The organism is Pseudomonas antarctica (assembly GCF_001647715.1).
Classification (GTDB): domain Bacteria; phylum Pseudomonadota; class Gammaproteobacteria; order Pseudomonadales; family Pseudomonadaceae; genus Aquipseudomonas; species Aquipseudomonas antarctica_A.
The window spans coordinates 4,256,818-4,271,966 of record NZ_CP015600.1; the positions used below are offsets into that span (position 1 = coordinate 4,256,818).

General features: G+C 58.7%; 13 protein-coding genes, 4 tRNA genes and 2 pseudogenes. 6 read left to right on the top strand and 13 right to left on the bottom strand.

What is annotated here, in order from left to right:
• Positions 1-150: 150 nt before the first annotated feature.
• The 5 genes from A7J50_RS19210 (at position 151) to A7J50_RS19230 (ending at position 3,843) form a co-directional block, all read left to right on the top strand.
• A complete protein-coding gene (locus A7J50_RS19210) occupies positions 151-921 on the top strand; it encodes an alpha/beta fold hydrolase (protein WP_064453234.1) in 771 nt (256 codons plus the stop codon).
• Between the two features lie 112 nt (positions 922-1,033).
• The gene (locus A7J50_RS19215) at positions 1,034-1,294 is read left to right on the top strand and encodes a DUF2790 domain-containing protein (RefSeq protein WP_053257071.1); all 261 of its coding nucleotides are present in this window, start codon (positions 1,034-1,036) and stop codon (positions 1,292-1,294) included.
• A gap of 42 nt (positions 1,295-1,336) precedes the next feature.
• Positions 1,337-2,008, top strand: a complete 672-nt coding sequence (locus tag A7J50_RS19220; RefSeq protein ID WP_064453235.1) for a heavy metal response regulator transcription factor — start codon at positions 1,337-1,339, stop codon at positions 2,006-2,008.
• Positions 2,005-3,405: a heavy metal sensor histidine kinase gene (locus A7J50_RS19225; protein WP_064453236.1), complete on the top strand. Its 1,401-nt coding sequence runs from the start codon at positions 2,005-2,007 to the stop codon at positions 3,403-3,405. Before A7J50_RS19220 ends, A7J50_RS19225 begins: the two co-directional genes overlap by 4 nt.
• 213 nt (positions 3,406-3,618) lie before the next feature.
• Positions 3,619-3,843 carry a hypothetical protein gene (locus A7J50_RS19230; protein WP_064453237.1) on the top strand — a complete coding sequence of 75 codons (225 nt, stop codon included), beginning with the start codon at positions 3,619-3,621 and terminating at the stop codon, positions 3,841-3,843.
• Between the two features lie 6 nt (positions 3,844-3,849).
• Here A7J50_RS19230 and pcp read toward each other — a convergent pair whose 3' ends face one another.
• From pcp to A7J50_RS19260, 6 genes and pseudogenes are all read right to left on the bottom strand, one after another.
• A complete protein-coding gene (gene pcp, locus A7J50_RS19235) occupies positions 3,850-4,491 on the bottom strand; it encodes a pyroglutamyl-peptidase I (protein WP_064453238.1) in 642 nt (213 codons plus the stop codon).
• Positions 4,492-4,498: 7 nt separating this feature from the next.
• Positions 4,499-5,448: pseudogene (locus A7J50_RS19240) on the bottom strand (DUF979 domain-containing protein).
• Complete coding sequence (locus tag A7J50_RS19245; protein WP_064454981.1) at positions 5,445-6,161, bottom strand: DUF969 domain-containing protein; 717 nt, start codon at positions 6,159-6,161, stop codon at positions 5,445-5,447. The pseudogene A7J50_RS19240 and the gene A7J50_RS19245 overlap by 4 nt, the downstream one beginning before the upstream one ends.
• 241 nt (positions 6,162-6,402) lie before the next feature.
• Positions 6,403-6,828: pseudogene (locus A7J50_RS19250) on the bottom strand (GNAT family N-acetyltransferase).
• Positions 6,829-7,278: 450 nt separating this feature from the next.
• A complete protein-coding gene (locus tag A7J50_RS19255) occupies positions 7,279-8,304 on the bottom strand; it encodes an acyltransferase (RefSeq protein WP_167353708.1) in 1,026 nt (341 codons plus the stop codon).
• A gap of 304 nt (positions 8,305-8,608) precedes the next feature.
• Positions 8,609-8,685: transfer RNA gene (locus tag A7J50_RS19260), tRNA-Val, on the bottom strand.
• A gap of 184 nt (positions 8,686-8,869) precedes the next feature.
• On the opposite strand from A7J50_RS19260, the gene A7J50_RS19265 reads away from it, so the two are divergent.
• Positions 8,870-10,153, top strand: a complete 1,284-nt coding sequence (locus A7J50_RS19265) for an NAD(P)/FAD-dependent oxidoreductase (RefSeq protein WP_064453240.1) — start codon at positions 8,870-8,872, stop codon at positions 10,151-10,153.
• A gap of 239 nt (positions 10,154-10,392) precedes the next feature.
• Here A7J50_RS19265 and A7J50_RS19270 read toward each other — a convergent pair.
• The 7 genes from A7J50_RS19270 to A7J50_RS19300 all read right to left on the bottom strand — a co-directional run bounded on the left by A7J50_RS19270 (position 10,393) and on the right by A7J50_RS19300 (position 15,046).
• Positions 10,393-10,469: transfer RNA gene (locus A7J50_RS19270), tRNA-Asp, on the bottom strand.
• A gap of 104 nt (positions 10,470-10,573) precedes the next feature.
• Positions 10,574-10,650: transfer RNA gene (locus A7J50_RS19275), tRNA-Asp, on the bottom strand.
• A 55-nt stretch (positions 10,651-10,705) separates the two neighbouring features.
• Positions 10,706-10,781, bottom strand: a tRNA-Val gene (locus A7J50_RS19280).
• A gap of 107 nt (positions 10,782-10,888) precedes the next feature.
• Complete coding sequence (locus tag A7J50_RS19285) at positions 10,889-11,653, bottom strand: SDR family oxidoreductase (RefSeq protein WP_082895925.1); 765 nt, start codon at positions 11,651-11,653, stop codon at positions 10,889-10,891.
• Positions 11,654-11,664: 11 nt separating this feature from the next.
• Positions 11,665-12,876, bottom strand: coding sequence for an O-succinylhomoserine sulfhydrylase (locus A7J50_RS19290; protein ID WP_064453242.1), 1,212 nt, complete (start codon positions 12,874-12,876; stop codon positions 11,665-11,667).
• A 65-nt stretch (positions 12,877-12,941) separates the two neighbouring features.
• Complete coding sequence (gene purF, locus A7J50_RS19295) at positions 12,942-14,447, bottom strand: amidophosphoribosyltransferase (RefSeq protein ID WP_064453243.1); 1,506 nt, start codon at positions 14,445-14,447, stop codon at positions 12,942-12,944.
• Positions 14,448-14,488: 41 nt separating this feature from the next.
• Positions 14,489-15,046: a CvpA family protein gene (locus A7J50_RS19300; RefSeq protein WP_003212681.1), complete on the bottom strand. Its 558-nt coding sequence runs from the start codon at positions 15,044-15,046 to the stop codon at positions 14,489-14,491.
• Positions 15,047-15,149: the final 103 nt, after the last annotated feature.

Sequence of the window (15,149 nt, forward strand, 5' to 3'; positions counted from 1 at the left end):
AACGCCAGCGCCGCGCCGCTAACCAAGCGATTGCATTACAGGTTTGTCATCAACCTGTAAGTCTTGTCAGCACCCTCACTTCCTACAGTGGCGTCGTCAGTCACCCACATCGGGTGGCACAACTTCCCACTGAAGATGAAGGGCCGCACGATGAAACCTGCAAGCAAGCTCTGCCTGATTGCCGCCAGCCTGTTGATGCTGGGTACCGGCACCGCCATGGCCGGCACCGTCACACCGGTCAAAGCCGACAACGTGGTGCTGGTGCACGGTTCCTGGGCTGACGGCTCAAGCTGGTCAGAAGTCATCACCCGCCTCCAGGCCGCCGGCCTGCACGTGACCGCCGTACAGAACCCGCTGACATCGGTTGCCGATGACGTCGCCGCGACCAATCGCGTACTGAACCAACAGGACGGCCCTACCGTGCTGGTCGGCCATTCCTACGCCGGTACCGTGGTCAGCGACGCCGGGGCGAACCCGAAAGTTAGCGCCCTGGTGTATGTGGCAGCCCGTGCACCGGACGCCAACGAAGACTTCGTCGCCCTTGCTGCCAAGTACCCGAGCATGCCCGTGCGAGCCGGTGTTGTTGAGCACGACGGCTACCTCACCCTGAACCAGGACGCCTTCCTGAAGTACTTCGCCGCCGATGTACCGCACGCCAAGGCGCTGCAGCTGTACGCCGTACAACAACCGATTGCCAAGACCCTTTTCAGCGGCCGCACCGTCAATGCGGCCTGGCACACCAAGCCGTCCTGGTACGCCGTGTCGAGCAATGACCAGACCATCAACCCGGACCTGGAGCGATTTCTCGCCAAGCGCATGAACGCCACCACCATCGAGCTGCCGTCGAGCCACTTGTCGCTGGTGTCCCACGCCAAGGAAATCACTGACCTGATCCTCGAAGCGTCCGGCCGTCAGCCTTAAACCGTTCATTACGAACTTGTCATGATCCTGTTGGTTGGCTGTTTGAGGTGCCTGGTTACTGTGAACTCACTGCCAGGAGCTGGCAGCCAACCCTTTAAAGAGAGAGACCACCATGAAACTGTTTATCCTCGGCTTCAGCGCCTTACTTGCCACCGGCTCAGTGTTCGCAGCCGACACAACCCCCGCCACCAACGTGATCCACGACAAGACCGGCTTCTTCGTGCACCTGGATGTCGACAAAGTCCTGTCGAGCACCGACACCTACGGCCAGTGCGGTATCGTCCCCGCCCGCCTCGATTACCTGGACCATCAGGGTCGCGAGCATGTGCTGGACTATCAGGTTCAGGGCATTGGCTGCGCCAGTGACAATTGATCGGGCTACACTTGCGCAACGCTTAGAACCAGGGCACTTCCCATGAACATCCTCGTAGTCGAAGACGAACCCAAGGCCGGCAATTACCTGCTCAATGGCCTGCAGGAACTGGGTTACTCGGTGAGCCTCGCCCGTGACGGCGTGGACGGGTTGCACCTGGCGCTGGAAACGCCATTCGACGTGATCGTGCTGGACGTGATGATGCCAAAAATGGACGGCTGGGAAGTGCTGCGGCGCCTGCGCAAGGAGGCTGACACGCCGGTACTGTTCCTGACTGCCCGCGATGACATTGCCGACCGTATCAAGGGCCTGGAACTGGGTGCTGATGACTACCTGATCAAACCCTTCTCCTTCGCCGAGTTGGTCGCGCGCTTACGCACCCTGACCCGCCGCGGCCCGAGTCGCGAAGAAGAGCAACTGCACATTGCCGACCTGCAAATCGATGTACTGAAACGCCGGGTCACCCGTGCGGGTACACGCATTACCCTGACCAACAAGGAATTCGCCCTGCTGCACCTGTTCGCCACCCACCAGGATCAGGTGTTGTCACGCTCGATGATTGCCTCGCGGGTCTGGGACATGAATTTCGACAGCGACACCAATGTGGTCGACGTCGCGGTACGACGCCTGCGTCTGAAAATCGATGACCCATTCCAGCTCAAGTTAATTCACAGCGTGCGGGGCATCGGCTACCGCTTCGATATACAGCCATGAACCGCCGCCGGCACTACTCGCTGACTCTGCGCCTGGCGCTGATCTTCGCTCTGCTCGCCTTCGCCCTGCTGGCCACCCTGGGCGTTGCGCTGTATCGCGAACTTGAGCGTGAACTGATCAAACGTGACGATGCTGCCCTGATCTATCGCGCCGACCAGTTACGCAACCTGCTCAACGACAGCAATACCCTGGACCTGATCAAGACCAAGCCAGAGCTGTTCAAGAACATGCTGGGCAACAGCGAGTCGGTGCTGAGCATCGCGGCGCCGGGGCAAAAGCCGTTGCTGTTGGTCAACCCGGGCAACATTGAAATGCCGTCCGTGCCCCCCGTACCAAAAGACCACGAGCTGGGCTTTTCCGACGTGCACCATTTGCCCGGTGTGAATGGCGTGCCTTTCGCCACCGTGGCCGCATCCATCGACTCCGGTGACCTGGGCAGCCTGCAAGTCACCACCGGGCGCCTGATGACTGAACGCACCGCCATGCTCGCCAGCTATCGCCTGAGTGTGTTTATCCTGGCAACCGTTGCGGCAATCATCCTCGCATTGGTGGGGTACCTGCTGGTGCACCGCGGGCTTTTGCCGTTGCGGCGCCTGGCCAAACACGCCCAAGGCATCGGCGTGGGCAACCTGACTGAACGACTCGACAGCCACGGTGCGCCGAAAGAACTGCTGCCGATGATCGACGCCTTCAACACCATGCTCGAGCGACTGGCCAAAGGCTTCGTGCAGCTGGGCCAGGTGTCCACCGACATGGCCCACGAACTGCGTACGCCGATCAACAATCTGCTGGGCGAAACGCAAGTCGCCCTGCAACAGAGCCGCAGCATCGAAAGCTACCAGCAACTGCTGGCCTCCAATGTCGAAGAGCTCGAACGCCTGGCGCGGATGCTCGACAACATGCTGTTCCTCGCCCGCACCGACCCGGCCAGCGCCCTGCGCCAGCGCCAGGAGCTGAGTGCGGCGGAGGAAGTGGAGCGTATGGCTGACTACTTCGAAGGGTTGGCGAGCGACGTGGATATCAGCATTCTCGCCGAGGGTGACGGTGTGATCTGGGCTGAACCGATGTTATTGCGTCGTGCACTGGCCAATCTGTGTGCAAACGCTATCAAGTACGGCGCCCCCCGTTCAGAACTTTTGATTCAGGCGGTTCCAGATGCCGATGGCATCAACCTGCGGGTCAGCAATCGGGGTGAAACCATACCCGCCGAGCATTTGCCGCGCCTGTTCGAACGGTTTTACCGAGTGGATGAGTCGCGGGAACGCTCGGCCCAGTCCAACGGGTTGGGGCTATCGATTGTCGCAACGATCATGCTGCTGCATAACGGTCGCTACAGCGTTACCAGTGAGGCAGGGGTGACGTGTTTTGAGTTGTTCTTTCCACGGCGGGAAGCCTGACCTCCCAGGCGAGAACCTTGGTGGTATTTTGCAAAGGTTTGTCGCTCACGGTCGGCCCGAACTGGTACTAATCTTCGTTCCCAAGCGCTCTCTCACTTCAACCAAAAAAGGTGTCACGCTTTGGAGAAAAAACAATATCGGCTAGGTTGGGCGAACACACTGAACATCCCGGCTCAAGGTAGAGCCGGTGGAGGCAATGACGGAGGTTCGGGCATGGAAAAACGCTTGGGTTTACTGGAAAAAGGGCTGGCTGAAATGAAAGAGAAGCTATTCGCCGTTTCGAGCAGGGCAGACTCCATGGAAAAGCACTTCGCCACCAAGGCGGACCTGGCGACCACAGAGCTGAATCTCATCAAATGGTACGTCGCTACCGCGTTCGCAATGACCGGGCTCGCGTGCGCCATTACCGTCGGCCTGACCCGACTGTTGAACGGCTAAGGCAGATCAACTGATCTGCCCACCGGTTTGCACCCAATCAACCTGAGTGTTCCATGCCGCACGTACGGCTACGCGCAGCCCCTCGACTGTCGTCACTAACGGCATCGAAGCCTGCCCACTGCCTGCGACTTGCTCCGGCAGGTTCGGTACATGAATAAACCCGCTGCGAACGTCCGTACCGACCAGCGCGTGCTGCAGCAGGTAAAACACCTGATTACACACAAATGTGCCCGCCGTCTGCGAAACCGACGCCGCAATCCCAGCCTCGCGCATCGCCTTGACCATAGCCTTGATCGGCAGCGTGCTGAAGTAGGCGGCCGGCCCGTCGACCACGACCTCCGTATCGATAGGTTGCTCACCCAGGTTGTCGGGGATGCGCGCGTCGTTAACGTTGATCGCGACTCGCTCCACGGAGATATCACTACGCCCAGGTCCGAGACCCGTGGCAATCACCATCGCCGGGCGCAATTCGGCGATTAGCCCAGCCAGGCACTGCCCCACCGTGGCAAACGCACAAGGCAGCAGACGCGCAACAATCTGCACACCCTCGCCCAGTTGCACGCCATCCAACTGGCGCACCGCCTCCCAGGCCGGGTTGACCGGGTCTTGATCAAAGGGCTCGAAGCCCGTCAGCAGTAAAGTTTGCATCTTGGCCTCACATCAACAGGTAGAGCAGGACAATATTGACGACCAGCATCATTAAGGCGGTCGGCAGTTGCGCCTTGATCACTGCGTTCTTGTCCGGCAACTCCAGCAACGCCGCCGGCACGATATTGAAGTTGGCCGCCATAGGCGTCATCAGCGTACCGCAATAGCCGGAGAACATACCGATCGCCGCCATCACCGCCGGGTTACCGCCATAGATACCACCAGTACCGGCACGCCAACACCGCCTGTCATGACCGGGAAAGCCGCAAAGCCATTGCCCATGATCACGGTGAACAGGGCCATGCCCAGTACATACACCATCACCGCAACCAGTTTGAAATCCAGGTTGATGTAGGTGGTAGTCACATGCGCAACCGCCGTGCCGACCCCGGCCTCATTGAATAAAAGCCCGAGCATCGCCAGCATCTGCGGGAGCACCATGGCCCAGCCCAAGGCTTCGGTCAGGCGCCGGGATTCGCGCAAGGCTTGCACAGGCGTATCGCGGGTCAACCAGCAGGCCAGGCCGAGGGCGATCAGGCAACCGACACCGAGCGATACAAAGGTGGTGTTTTTCGGGTCCAGCAGTGGCACGCCACCGATTTCGGTGTGCTTGAGCAACACCGAACCAATCACGGTAGTCAGGGGAATGGCCAACGCCGGGATAAACAGCTTGTGGCCCAGTCGACCAGCACTGGCACGGGCAGACTTGTCATGCAACTGGGCATGTGCGCCTCGACCGACGCCGCCAAAACCTGCGATCAACGCCATCACTACGACGCCAATGCCAATGAGTATCGGCGGCAAGCGCTCCCCGACCAGGAATGGTATAGCGAACAGCAGCCAAAATGCGGCGCTGGACCAGCGCTTGGGGTGGGTTCGATCCATCAGGATCATGCCCGCGGTAATCAGCAACAAAATGCCGGCAAGCCAGTACAGGTATTCAATCGAGATGATCATTGCGCGGCCTCCACGGGCGTGACGGCGGGCGTCATCTCGCGGGTGAGTCTTCGGTCAAACCGATGCAGGCGAATCGCGTGGATGATAAAGGCACAAATCGCTGTCGGGATGCCCCACACCGCAATGTGCAACGGCTCCACATCTATGCCCGAACCCAGCAGGAAGGTATGCATCAGCGCAATTGCACCGAAGGCGACAAAGATGTCTTCACCGAAAAACAGCCCGACGTTATCGGTTGCCGCACACATGGCCAGTACCTTGTGACGCAGCGTGTCCGGCAGCTTGCCATAGCGCTTTTCGGCGGCGCCCTCGGCCATCGGCGCCAACAGCGGCCGCACCATTTGGGGATGCCCACCCAGGCTGGTGAGCCCCATCGCCGCCGTGGACTCGCGCACAAACAGATAGATGATCAACAAACGCCCGACGGTGGCACGTTCAAAGCGAGCGATCCAGTTCTGCGCGTGCAGGCGCAAACCATGGCGCTCCAACAGGCCAATGACTGCCAGGGGCAATAACAAGATCAGTTGCAGGGCGCGCGTTTGAAGAAAACCTTCGCCCATGCTGGCGAGGATTCTGTCCAACGGAAAGTGGGCGGCAAGCCCTGTGGCGATGGAGGCGGCGGTGACTACCAACAGTGGATTGAAGCGCAAGACGAAGCCAACCACGATGACAAGTACGCCGATCAACGGCCATAGGTTCACAACAGTTTGCATGACGATGAGGTCCTTGAATGCGCGCTGCGGCGCCATTACAGCAGGATGTGAACAAAGGGTTCACAGCATGAAAGTAGCGTGCAGCCCGGCGCGGTTTTTATTGTTGACCTGGAAGGTCGAGCGTCAGTGGCGGCAACTGTGCTGCTTGGGGGCGGGGGGTGTCCAACAAGAAAAATTGTTGCTGCAAACCAATAAATTTTGTGGGTGATTGGCGCCAGATGATCCGGCGCCGTGCAGGGATTTAGCGCAGGCGTTTTTGAAAAAAGTGCCGTTGATGACCCGGCGGATAATCAGCGATATGACCAAACTCACTGAAGCCCAGCTTGCGATAAAAGTCCGGCGCCTGGAAGCTGAAGGTGTCCAGCCAGATCCCGGCACATCCGCGTTCACGCGCCAGATCTTCAGCGGCGCCCATCAAACGCGTGCCGGTTCCTTGAGTACGCATCTGGTCCGGAATGCTCAAGAGTTCAACGAACAATCATCCGTAGGAAATCTTCCCATATAGACCGCCCACCACCTCTTGAGAAGTGGGATCACGTAGCAAAATGCCGACGGTTTCAAATGCCATTGCACCGGTATGGCTGAGGTTATACGCCCTCAGCGGTTTGAGGATGGCCTCACGCTCCTGCGCCGTCACGTCGAACGACACTTCCATTGCCAATTCCATCGTTTGCTCCCTGGGCTGAATTCAATCATCCGTCAGTATGCAGGGTCACTGCGGCTTGCGCAGCACCTCACAATCGGTGCAGATTGACTACAGGCCTCTTAATGCTGCGGCCCCACAGGCAATGCCTCCAGCGCTGCGGCACCCATTTGAAAGCGCGGTATTGATCCACGCAGATCGGTTCGACAGCGAAATCCTGTTCCAGACCTATACTCAATAACGCGGTCACGCGTTGCGCGCACCGCTCACGGTACTTTGCCAACGAAGAGGGAGCCACTATGTACGCCGGACAAATAGGTATGGCGACAACGAATGGTGAAATACGGTGCCAGTTGGTTGTTCAAATCATCTGCCTGTTATCGGTCGCTACCCTGTTCTGCTGATCAGTCAGTAACAGCCGCCTTCCACATCTGCCGCTGGAGCCCATGCGGCGGACATCTTCGCGCCCGACACTTAAATAATATGCCTGAAGGGCTTGAACTGGCGCGCAATAAATATAGGTGCCAGCGTCATGATGAAGATAGCGAAAACCAGCGCAGGAATAACCCAGAGCATCGAATGGCCTTCAATGAAGGGGCCATAGACGATACTCAGCCTGTTCATCACAAAGATATGTAAGCAGTACACACCCAGGGTAGAGCCTGCCAGCACATTTAATGTTTTAGCGTATCTGGACAGTCGCGTCCCTAGCCCCATCAATAGCCGAAACCCGAAAACAGCCCCCGCCACGACAAAAGGCGAAAGGTAAGAAAAAAACAGTTGATTGGGCGTGCCGTCTCGCAGAGATAACCAATAGGTCGCCAACGCGGTGCACACGGCGCTCGTGATGAAACCTGCGGCATCCGCCAGAAGCGATTGCTTCACCTGCGTTTTGATCCGATCAAACACATAAGCGCCAAGAAACACAAACCCACTTAACCCGACAAACGATGAAAGACCGTACACAGAGGCTACGTCACCCATCCCCGGATAAAAGTAAGCGACTAAGGGAATCACGCAGGCAACGACGAACCAAATAGAGAGGTAGGTGATCTTCTCCGCGTCTGTGGAATGTCGATAAATCTTCGACATGAATGGAATAAACAGATAAATCCCCACCAAGGCATACAGGTACCACAGGTGAAAATAAGCAGGCCCCTTGAGCACGGAAAACAATGAGGCACTTAACCCACTGTAATCACCACTCAACCTGGCCTTCCACAGCACGTAGAACACCGACCAAAATATAAGTGGCGGGAAGATGCGTAAAAATCGCTTGGTGTAAAACTGCGTCACCCCTTCTTCCCTGCCCAGCAACAGTGCACCCGACAACATCAAGAAGAGTGGAACACACGCCCGAACAAGTGAGTCATACGCATTAAAATAAACCCAGTCATGACTAAATTCGGCAACGCCCGTTGCGGACACATGAAGAACAACGACCATTAAGCAAGCGATGATTCGTGTGAAATCCAATCCAACACTAAGGTCTTTTCTCATTGTTCCCTTCGAGCCCCTATCACGCGACATTCGAGTTTTATTTTATCTCGCAGCCTTTTCCTTAGGCTGACTTCACCAAAACATTCGTTATAACAGTAGCGTGAAAAGCGCCCGTACGGGTATAGGCTATTTTGTCGATCCCTCACAACACCTGCGCTGATTGCCCTCATGCCGGCTTGAATTCAACGCTATTCAGCACTGCACGAAGGCGCTCAAATTGGATGCCTAGTCAAATCGCGGACAACAAAAAAGGGCCCACCTTTCGGTGAGCCCTTCTAGACCGCCCAGCAGAGCGGATTTTGTTTGGTAGGCGCGATTGGACTCGAACCAACGACCCCCACCATGTCAAGGTGGTGCTCTAACCAACTGAGCTACGTGCCTGCTGTGAGGCGGCATTCTACGGAATTCCGGAGGGGTGTCAACATCTTTTTTGCAGCTAACCCTATGAATATGCGAATTATTTATTCGCGCCGGGCAGACCCGAGGTTTTCGGGTGGCTGGCAGGCAATTTTCAACTCAGGTAGGATCGGCGCACTCGTAAAAAATATAAAACAGAGGTTCCAGGATGGCGAACACCCCCTACCCCCAGTCATATTACGCCGCATCCGCGAATGCGGTTCCGCCGCGCCCGGTACTGCAAGGTGAAGTCGAAACCGATGTGTGCGTGATTGGCGCTGGCTACACCGGCCTTTCAAGCGCGCTGTTTCTGCTGGAGAGCGGTTTTCGCGTCACCGTGCTGGAAGCCGCCAAAGTGGGGTTTGGCGCCTCGGGCCGTAATGGCGGGCAGATCGTCAACAGCTATAGCCGCGACATCGACGTGATCGAACGCAGCGTCGGCCCCAAGCAGGCGCAACTGCTCGGGCAGATGGCGTTTGAAGGCGGCAGGATCATCCGTGAACGCGTGGCAAAGTACCAAATCCAGTGCGACTTGAAGGACGGCGGCGTGTTCGCTGCACTCAACAGCAAGCACATGGGTCATCTGGAGTCGCAGCAACGACTGTGGGAGCGCTACGGCCATACGCAGCTGGAGTTGCTGGACGAGCGCCGTATCCGCGAAGTGGTGGCCTGTGACAACTATGTCGGCGGCCTGCTGGACATGAGTGGCGGACACATTCATCCGCTCAACCTCGCGCTGGGCGAGGCGGCGGCTGTGGAGTCGCTGGGCGGCACAATCTACGAGCAATCGGCGGCAGTGCGCATCGAGCGCGGCGCCAACCCAGTGGTGCACACCGCCGAGGGCAAGGTCAGGGCCAAGTTCATCATCGTCGCGGGCAACGCCTACCTCGGGAACCTGGTGCCGGAGCTGGCGGCCAAATCGATGCCATGCGGCACACAGGTCATCACCACCGCACCGCTGGGCGATGAGCTGGCCAGGACGTTGCTGCCGCAGGATTACTGCGTCGAGGACTGCAACTACCTGCTCGACTACTACCGACTTACCAGCGACAAGCGCCTGATCTTCGGCGGCGGCGTGGTGTATGGCGCGCGTGACCCGGCAAACATCGAAGCAATCATCCGCCCGAAGATGCTCAAAGCCTTCCCGCAGCTCAAGGATGTGAAAATCGACTACGCCTGGACCGGTAATTTCCTGCTGACCCTGTCGCGCCTGCCGCAGGTTGGTCGCCTGGGCGACAACATCTATTACTCCCAAGGCTGCAGTGGCCACGGCGTGACGTACACGCACCTGGCTGGCAAGGTGCTGGCAGAAGCGTTGAGAGGCCAGGCAGAGCGTTTTGATGCGTTTGCCGACCTGCCGCACTACCCGTTCCCGGGTGGGCAACTGTTGCGCACGCCGTTTGCTGCGCTGGGCGCGTGGTACTACGGGCTGCGGGATAAGTTGGGGTTCTGAGCCTACCTGATTGTGGGAGCGGGCTTGCTCGCGAAGGCGGTGTGTCAGCCACTGAATATGTAGCTGACAAACCGTATTCGCGAGCAAGCCCGCTCCCACATTTCTGACCGAGGAACAGCCGGAGCCAAATTGCAGACACAAAAAACCCCGGTCTTTCGACCAGGGTCTTTGCTATCGGATCAAAGAAGCTTAACGCTTGCTTTGTGCTTCAAGGCGTTCAGTGGGCCTTGAGGCAGATATGGCGCAGCGGACGGGACTCGAACCCGCGACCCCCGGCGTGACAGGCCGGTATTCTAACCGACTGAACTACCGCTGCGTATCGCTTGACCGGCTGCGCGTGAACGCTCAACCGTCTTTAAACATCTGATCGTTCAGCCTTGGCTGTTCGATCTCAAGCCCGACAAGTCGAACCTGGAAATATGGCGCAGCGGACGGGACTCGAACCCGCGACCCCCGGCGTGACAGGCCGGTATTCTAACCGACTGAACTACCGCTGCGCGTCGGTGCAACCTTTAACGTTGCGTCTTGCCCTGAAGCAAAACTCTCAAGAAGTGGTGGGTGATGACGGGATCGAACCGCCGACCCTCTGCTTGTAAGGCAGATGCTCTCCCAGCTGAGCTAATCACCCTTTGCTTCGTTGAGGCCGCGAAATTTACGCAGGTAGCGGACCTAAGTCAATAGCCCGCTTGAAGTTTTTCTGAAAAAGACAAAATTGCTTCAAGACGGCTACCGGTCCTACTCGCTGTAAATCATCTTCTTGCTCATGCCACCGTCCACCACAAACTCCTGCCCGGTGACAAACCCCGCCTGACGCGACAGCAACCACGCCACCATCGCCGCCACGTCTTCAACCGTACCCACCCTGCCCGCCGGATGCTGGGCGTGATCGGCATCGGTCAATGGCTCGGCACGCCGAGCGGCAGGATCACGCGCATCGATCCAACCAGGGCTCACGGCGTTAACCCGCACCTCTGGCCCCAGACTCATGGCCAAGGCGTGAGTCAGGGCCAGCAGGCCGCCCTTGCTCGCCGCGTAGGCTTCGGTGTCGGGCTCTGACTGGCGGGCGCGGGTCGACGCCAGGTTGACGATGGCACCGCCGTGGGCGCGCAGATACGGCGCACAGTGCTTGGCCAACAGCATCGGCCCACTGAGGTTCACCGCCAGCACCCGGTTCCAGTAAGCCAGGTCAAGGCTCTCCAGGGTGATATTGCGCGGGTCGGCCACTGCCGCGTTGCACACCAACGCATCCAGGCGCCCGAACTGGCCCAGCACTTCGGCGACGCCCTGGGCGACTTGTTTCTCATCCGCCACGTCCATGGTAATAAACCAGGCATTGTCACCCAGCACCTTGGACACCTTGGAACCGCGCTCGCGGTCAAGGTCGGTCAACACCACTTGCCAGCCTTCACTGATCAGCCACGCGGCGATACCGAGGCCAATGCCGCGCGCCGCGCCCGTCACCAGTGCAACGCGGCCGTTACCGGTCGCTGCAGCGTCCATGGACCACTCGATCACAAGGCGGCCAGCCCGCGGGCCAGGTCAGCCTGCAAGTCAGCCACATCTTCCAGGCCCACGGCGATGCGAATCAGGCTGTCACGGATGCCCGCCGCTTCACGCTCTTGCGGGGTCAGACGACCGTGGGAAGTGGTGCCTGGGTGAGTAATAGTGGTTTTGCTGTCACCCAGGTTGGCGGTGATGGAGATCAAGCGCGTCGCATCGATAAAGCGCCAGGCGCCTTCTTTGCCACCCTTCACTTCAAAGCTCACCACACCGCCGAAACCACGCTGCTGACGCTGAGCCAACGCGTGCTGCGGGTGGCTCTTGAGGCCAGCGTAATGGACCTTCTCGATACCGTCCTGCTGCTCCAGCCACTCGGCCAAAGCCTGCGCATTGGCGCAATGGGCTTTCATGCGCAGGCTGAGGGTCTCCAGACTCTTGAGGAAGATCCAGGCGTTGAACGGGCTCAGGCTCGGGCCAGCGGTACGCAAGAAGCCCACCACTTCCTTCATCTGTTCGCTGCGGCCAGCAACCACGCCGCCCATGCAACGGCCCTGGCCATCGATGAACTTGGTGGCCGAGTGCACAACGATGTCTGCGCCAAGCTTCAACGGCTGCTGCAAGGCAGGCGTGCAGAAGCAGTTATCGACCACCAGCATCGCGCCTTTGGCATGAGCTATTTCGGACAAGGCGGCGATATCCACCAACTCGGCCAGTGGGTTGGAGGGCGACTCGACGAACAACAGCTTGGTGTTGACCTTGATTCCCGCCTCCCAGCCGGAAAGTTCGGCCAGAGGCACGTAGTCCACTTCAACACCGAAGCGCTTGAAGTACTTCTCGAACAGGCTGATGGTCGAACCGAATACGCTGCGCGACACCAGCACGTGGTCACCCGCGCTGCACAGGCTCATCACCACGGCCAGAATGGACGCCATGCCGGTCGCCGTGGCCACTGCCTGCTCAGCACCTTCCAGCGCCGCGATACGCTCTTCGAACGCTCGCACGGTCGGGTTGGTGTAGCGCGAATAAACGTTGCCCGGCACTTCACCGGCGAAACGCGCAGCGGCGTCGGCAGCAGTGCGGAACACATAGCTTGAGGTGAAGAACATCGGGTCACCGTGCTCACCTTCCGGGGTGCGGTGCTGGCCGGCGCGCACAGCCAGGGTATCGAAAGCTACGCCATCGAGGTCGCTGTCCAACCGACCGGCATCCCATTCCTGACTCATGCTGCGACTCCTCACTCAATTCTTTATTTAAGATACAAAACCGGCCCCTCAGGGCCGGTGTTTACTCAGTTGTTGTACAGATCGATGATCGCGCTGACCGCCTGGGTCTTGATCTTCGACGAGTCGTTACGCGCCTGCTCGATTTTGTTCAGGTAAGCCTCATCGACATCTCCGGTCACATACTTGCCGTCGAACACGGCGCAGTCGAACTGTTCGATCTTGATCTTGCCACCGCCGACCGCTTCGATCAGGTCCGGCAGGTCCTGATAGATCAGCCAGTCGGCGCCGATCAGGTCGGCCACGTCCTGGGTCGAACGGTTGTGGGCGATCAGTTCGTGGGCGCTCGGCATGTCGATACCGTACACGTTCGGGTAACGCACGGCAGGCGCGGCGGAACAGAAGTACACGTTCTTCGCACCGGCTTCGCGGGCCATCTGGATAATCTGCTTGCACGTGGTGCCACGCACGATGGAGTCGTCCACCAGCATCACGTTCTTGCCACGAAATTCCAGCTCGATGGCGTTGAGCTTCTGGCGGACCGACTTCTTGCGCGCTGCCTGGCCCGGCATGATGAAGGTACGGCCGATGTAGCGGTTCTTGACGAAACCTTCGCGGAACTTGACGCCTAGATGGTTGGCCAGCTCCAGCGCAGCGGTACGGCTGGTGTCCGGAATCGGGATCACCACGTCGATATCGTGCTCTGGACGCTCGCGCAGGATCTTCTCGGCCAGCTTCTCGCCCATGCGCAGACGCGCCTTGTAGACCGAAACGCCATCAATGATCGAATCCGGACGCGCCAGGTAGACGTGTTCGAAGATGCACGGGGTGAGTTTCGGCGCCACAGCACACTGACGGGTGTGCAGCTTGCCATCTTCGGTGATGTACACCGCTTCGCCCGGGGCCAGGTCACGGATCAGGGTGAAGCCCAGCACGTCCAGGGACACACTTTCGGAAGCAATCATGTACTCGACGCCTTCGTCAGTGTGACGCTGGCCGAACACGATCGGGCGGATGCCGTGGGGGTCGCGGAAACCGACGATGCCATAACCGGTGATCATGGCCACCACCGCGTAGCCGCCGACGCAACGGTTGTGCACATCAGTGACGGCAGCGAACACATCTTCTTCGGTCGGCTGCAACTTGCCACGCTGGGCCAGCTCGTGAGCGAACACGTTAAGCAACACTTCCGAGTCGGAGTTGGTGTTGACGTGGCGCAGGTCAGATTCGTAAATCTCTTTGGCCAGCTGTTCAACGTTGGTCAGATTACCGTTGTGCGCCAGGGTGATGCCGTAAGGCGAGTTGACGTAAAACGGTTGAGCTTCGGCCGAAGTCGAGCTACCGGCAGTCGGGTAACGCACATGGCCAATGCCCATGTGCCCGACGAGGCGTTGCATGTGACGCTGATGGAACACGTCACGCACCAGGCCATTGTCCTTGCGCAGGAATAACCGGCCGTCGTGGCTGGTCACAATACCGGCAGCGTCCTGGCCGCGGTGCTGGAGGACGGTTAGCGCGTCATACAGCGCCTGATTGACGTTCGACTTACCGACGATACCGACGATGCCACACATGCGACGCAACCCCTACTTAATGAATCTTGACTGAACACAGCTTACTGAGGCGTTTTGGCCGGTAAAAGGTGTTCCTTGAACGGAAGATCAGCGGGTACGCTGATTCCGCTGGCCAGCCACTGACTGCTCCACCCCAGAATGAGGTTCTTGGACCAGTCTGCAACCAATAGAAATTTTGGCACGAGTACCGACTCCTGCCACCACGAATCCTGCTGTACCGGCCCCAGGCTCAACAGCCCGACCGCCACAACCACCAGCAGGCCGCCACGCGCGGCGCCGAAGGCCATGCCGAGAAATCGATCGGTCCCGGAGAGGCCGGTGACACGTATCAACTCGCCAATAAGATAATTGACCATTGCCCCCACCAGCAGCGTGGCGATGAACATGATGGCGCAGCCCGCGATAACGCGAGCCGAAGGTGTTTCGATATACCCGGCCAGGTAAACCGACAGTGAACCACCGAACATCCAGGCTACGACTCCTGCGATGATCCAAGTCAGCAACGACAGTGCTTCTTTTACGAAGCCGCGGCTTAGACTGATCAAAGCGGAGATGGCGACGATTGCAACGATCGCCCAATCAACCCAGGTAAATGGCACAGTGCAGCCTACGTACGGATAAGGCGGCGCATTTTAGCAGAGCGCCGGGCTATCGGTAAGCTGTGATTGCGGGTGCTTTGCAAATCAATGGGTTGCCCAGAGT

What these genes read in the sequence shown, in the direction of transcription:
- A7J50_RS19215 (WP_053257071.1), top strand. Translation starts at nt 1,034, where the DNA reads ATGAAACTGTTTATCCTCGGCTTCAGCGCCTTACTTGCCACCGGCTCA.
- purF (WP_064453243.1), bottom strand. Translation starts at nt 14,447, where the DNA reads ATGTGTGGCATCGTCGGTATCGTCGGTAAGTCGAACGTCAATCAGGCG.
- A7J50_RS19245 (WP_064454981.1), bottom strand. Translation starts at nt 6,161, where the DNA reads ATGCAAACTGTTGTGAACCTATGGCCGTTGATCGGCGTACTTGTCATC.
- pcp (WP_064453238.1), bottom strand. Translation starts at nt 4,491, where the DNA reads ATGCAAACTTTACTGCTGACGGGCTTCGAGCCCTTTGATCAAGACCCG.
- A7J50_RS19230 (WP_064453237.1), top strand. Translation starts at nt 3,619, where the DNA reads ATGGAAAAACGCTTGGGTTTACTGGAAAAAGGGCTGGCTGAAATGAAA.
- A7J50_RS19290 (WP_064453242.1), bottom strand. Translation starts at nt 12,876, where the DNA reads ATGAGTCAGGAATGGGATGCCGGTCGGTTGGACAGCGACCTCGATGGC.
- A7J50_RS19225 (WP_064453236.1), top strand. Translation starts at nt 2,005, where the DNA reads ATGAACCGCCGCCGGCACTACTCGCTGACTCTGCGCCTGGCGCTGATC.
- A7J50_RS19210 (WP_064453234.1), top strand. Translation starts at nt 151, where the DNA reads ATGAAACCTGCAAGCAAGCTCTGCCTGATTGCCGCCAGCCTGTTGATG.
- A7J50_RS19285 (WP_082895925.1), bottom strand. Translation starts at nt 11,653, where the DNA reads ATGGACGCTGCAGCGACCGGTAACGGCCGCGTTGCACTGGTGACGGGC.
- A7J50_RS19265 (WP_064453240.1), top strand. Translation starts at nt 8,870, where the DNA reads ATGGCGAACACCCCCTACCCCCAGTCATATTACGCCGCATCCGCGAAT.
- A7J50_RS19255 (WP_167353708.1), bottom strand. Translation starts at nt 8,304, where the DNA reads ATGAGAAAAGACCTTAGTGTTGGATTGGATTTCACACGAATCATCGCT.
- A7J50_RS19220 (WP_064453235.1), top strand. Translation starts at nt 1,337, where the DNA reads ATGAACATCCTCGTAGTCGAAGACGAACCCAAGGCCGGCAATTACCTG.